This is a genomic window from Phyllobacterium sp. P5_D12 (assembly GCF_054049495.1).
In genome coordinates this window covers 1-1,368 of sequence record NZ_JBFUMG010000854.1, presented here as the reverse complement: position 1 = coordinate 1,368, position 1,368 = coordinate 1, and the positions used below count along the sequence as shown (strand labels likewise).

Sequence of the window (1,368 nt, the reverse complement as noted above, 5' to 3'; positions counted from 1 at the left end):
GCGATACGGTCAGATTGAATGGTTGTTCCCGCGTGCAGAAATTGAACCGCACCGAAAGAGGTTGTCCGATGAACGGCACGGTAAAGCCTGCACCAAGGCTCAGATTACTCAAATTGAACAGACCGATGGCAATCGTTGGCAGCGTGACCGAAAAGCCGGCGTCGATGCCCTGGGGCGTGATATCGAGGAACGGCGGATCGGAGAAGCCGTCGAGGGGGATCAGATCGCGCAGCGTCTCGACAAAACTGAGCGGACCGACAAACTTGATGTCATTGAGCAGGACATCGATATCCATCTTGGCGCCGCTATCCACGCGAAATTCGATCTTTTCGAAATTGAGTTCGATGAAGCTGGCCGGGGCGATCAAGACCAGATCAAAATGTTTCAGGCTGCAGACAACGCTGATCTTGGGCGCACTGCTGCCGTTCTTCTTGACCTTGGCTTCGACGGCCACCAAAAAACCGCGCTTGTCATTGGCTCGAAACAGTGGATCTTTGGCGCGGTCCACTCCGGGCAGCGCCCAGTTATCGATAGGCGGATTCCAGTCGAAGCGAATTGTCAGTTCGTCGCCAGTCAGCATTTCGAGCAACTTCAACAAATCTGCAGCCGCCCCGAGGACTTGAAGGACGACATCGATCGCACCGAGCATCGTTTGCTTGGGCGCCCCGTCCAACAGGCGGGAGCCTGAGACCGTCGTCTGCAGAGGCGTGATAGCATTCTGGACCGCCGTAAGCCGCGTGGCGAGTTCTCCCGGATCGCCCAACAGGTCAGCAAGCTGGTCAGGTTGGCCGACAATGGCGTCCAATGCCTGGAAAAGCACCTTGCCCTGGCTGATCAACGTCGTGATCGTCGAAACATCATTGCTCAGGGTTTCGATCTGACCGGCGATCTGGAGTAGGGATTGACGAAAGCCTGCGGGAAGAGAAACGCCGCCAACCTGTGCATTGGCAGCGGTGCGCAGTTGACCCGCCGCGTTCTGGAGATTTGTCAGAGCACCGGTCAATCCCCCGAGCCCAGGCGCCGTATCGACGCTTACCACGGCAAGAAGAGGCGCGATCTCCGCCTTGACGTCAAGCAAGGCGTTGATGAGACCATTCACCCGCGCTTTTGCATTGGCGACGAGCCCGGCCTCATAGACTTCTGCCTGTTCCAATAGATCATCGAGCGTGTTCTTGGCGGCTGTTATGGCTGCGTCCGCAATCGAACCCGGTTGCTCGGCAAGGCGACCGACAAACTCGAACAATCTTGCCAAGCCATTGATGAAATTCTCGACCTGCGTGCTGGCTTCGCTGGCGAATTTGGGTATTTCCTGCGGTTTGCCGGCAAGACCGCTGACTGCCTGGATGACATCCCCCAACGGGATACAAC

The 1,368-nt window shown here is 57.0% G+C and carries 1 protein-coding gene; it reads right to left on the bottom strand.

Features of this window, described 5'->3' with window-relative positions; translation table 11 throughout:
- On the bottom strand, positions 1-1,368 hold a 1,368-nt coding region (locus ACXJ5O_RS27060; protein ID WP_457302608.1), incomplete at both ends, for a hypothetical protein.